2 protein-coding genes and 1 pseudogene are annotated in these 2,459 nt (G+C 43.0%); all 3 read right to left on the bottom strand.

Features of this window, described 5'->3' with window-relative positions; genetic code table 11:
- Window positions 1–745 precede the first annotated feature (745 nt).
- Window positions 746–1,114, bottom strand: coding sequence for a hypothetical protein (locus L2744_RS21225; RefSeq protein ID WP_248993739.1), 369 nt, complete (start codon window positions 1,112–1,114; stop codon window positions 746–748).
- A gap of 845 nt (window positions 1,115–1,959) precedes the next feature.
- Window positions 1,960–2,127, bottom strand: a pseudogene (locus L2744_RS21750) (RHS repeat-associated core domain-containing protein); the annotation flags it as partial.
- 73 nt (window positions 2,128–2,200) lie between these two features.
- A partial coding sequence (locus L2744_RS21210; RefSeq protein WP_512700984.1) for a YjaZ family protein occupies window positions 2,201–2,459 on the bottom strand: 259 nt, incomplete at its 5' end.

Here is a 2,459-nt window from a genome sequence, read left to right as displayed (position 1 = left end):
CGTGTCCTCAACACTGATCTGAGTTCTTCTTGGGCGCGGCATAGCAAGTCCTCCACATCAACACTTTTATTGAGTCTAGTAGAGGATCCTAAATCATGCGATTTAACCTGGATGGCTAGATTTTTCCACGGATATTGCTCTCAACGCCCTCAAAAACAGGCGTTTTAAGATATGACTGTATACCTGTCCAGATTTGGGCTGTTATAGCGAAGCGTTAAAAGTCGGGCCAATTGATTAGATTTTGTAAGGCAACTCGTTCGTAAACTCCCAAATGAACAAACGAGTACTAGCAAACTTTTGGGGCAAAAGTGATTTACTCGACAAGGCTCATTTCTGGACAAAAGTGTGATAGCTCCTTTGCTCTAACTTGTCAGTTTCGGATTAAAATTTGTAAGGCGATTATTGAACGTTAGTATTAAAACCGATAAACAAGCTATCCATTTTCTTTGCATGAACTTAAGCGAATAATCTCCAAAAACTCATTTGGTCAAAACTCGCAGCAGGCTGAGCAGCTCAAAACAGTAGAACTGATCACTCATGAACAGTAGAAACGCTCAATTGCGCCAGTGCCGCCAGGTAGTGGCACTGCACCAAATCGCGCACACGGCTGTTAGAGGCTGAACTCTTCTACTGGTCACGACTGCTCAGGCTGCTGGTCACATTGCCCAGTTTTAAGCAAGAAAAAGCCCCAAATGCATGGGGCTAATTGGCTAAAATTACAGTAATAGGTGAGTTCTAGATTTTCCTACGCAATCACATCGAGGCGACCACAAGTAAACTGAATCACATCTTCCAGTCCAATATCGCGAGGCAACGGCTGATCTAGTTCAATTTCTATAGATCCTACAGTTACTATTCCGGCTTGGGGATTAATCACTTTAGCAACAACATCATGAACGAAGCTTTTTCCTTGGCGATGTATAGAAAGTTGAACCGAAGACAGCATTTTAACGACACCTCTTACTGAAATAGCCAGCAACGGTTCAGTTAAACTATCACCAGTATTTAAATTACATGGATGCGAAAACGCTGCGCATTCAAAACTATTATCACCAATATATAAAATGGCTTCTTCAGCAGTCTCTGAAAGCCATTCAGCTCTTTTTATTATCATTTCGAAAACCCCAAACTCGGAGCTTTCTTCGAAAGCTCACTAACAGATTTAACATGGAATGTTGTTATGTTTCCTGTTGTCCTATCCAAACCAACAAAACCGTACTTAGCACTTCCCTCTCCGCCAATTAACCTAACATAGCCATTCATTTCAGGCACGAATGTCCCTTCTTTGATTACATGATTTGCATCACCTACATAATTTTTGAGGTTGTAGATGGTTCGACCAAAAGCTTGCATTAACTCTGAACTGTGTTTTTCAAAATGCTGCACTGCTTCATCACCTTTGAAAAACCTAGTTTCGGATGAATAGGGTAAAAGTTTCGACCCACTATTTGCAACTGGCAATCTAGCTAAGGCAACATCAACCATATCACCACCAGATGCAGCTATAAACACTAATCCAGTCGCTTCTGCACCAATATAAGCAGTTAACGCACCGCCAGTTAATAGTACGGCGCCAGCAAATCCTGCAACCCCCGCCGCCTCTGCGAGAGCCGCTTGATCTTGTTCGATGCTAACACCACCAGGTCGTGCTCTCCAATCCCCAAAATCGTTAATAAATCGAGTCCCTGCAGAGAAGCCCATCTTCGCCAGCTCACCATCGGTATAACCGCCAACACCACTCCCAGATGCAATTGCGCCTTGGCTACCAACATTATTGATTTTGAAATCAACTTCCAATGTTGTTTTGTTGTCTAACTGGAAACTCGCAGTGTAGTTATTTCCACCATTGCTGGTCACTTTGGCTTCTGATTTTTTCTTCCCAGAACCACCGCTGCCAGCATCAAAGACAACTGAGCATCCTGCAACATCTTTACCTTTTATGTGGCTGCCCGTACTGCAATACCCGGTCGGATCTGTGCCTGACAGCGGGTTGTTCATGATGTAGCTGTACGGGTTTACCGACTGGGTTGACGTAGGCGCTTGTATAAACGGGTCCACACTCATAAATCGGCCGAGGTTGTAATCGTAAATCCGCCCGTTCATATGAATTAATCGGAAAAGATTAATGAGCTGACTTTTAAAGAGTGCTATGAATACAATGAATTACAGCAATGTTCGATCAATTGAGCGAACATTGGGATTACTTAGAGGATGGCTTGGGCAACTTCTTATTGTTCAAAAGATTGTGGCAAATTACCCAAAAATTGACCTTTTTGACTTTCGATGGCCGACTCGGCAAGGGGTAGGCACTTTCAACGTGAAAACGCATTTTTCCTTGTTCCTTCCACACTCTAAACACTACCTGATAGAAAATCTCATTGCCATCATCATCTTCCAGTTTACAAGTACAATAGCGACTGTAACCACCGTGATAGCAAAACTGCTCGGGCAAAGTTTCA

Origin of the sequence: Shewanella profunda (assembly GCF_023283765.1) — a bacterium.
Taxonomy (GTDB): domain Bacteria; phylum Pseudomonadota; class Gammaproteobacteria; order Enterobacterales; family Shewanellaceae; genus Shewanella; species Shewanella profunda.
This window is presented reverse-complemented; position numbering and strand designations above follow the sequence as displayed.

Coding starts and splice junctions, on each gene's coding strand:
- L2744_RS21225 (WP_248993739.1), bottom strand. CDS start 1,114: ATGATAATAAAAAGAGCTGAATGGCTTTCAGAGACTGCTGAAGAAGCC.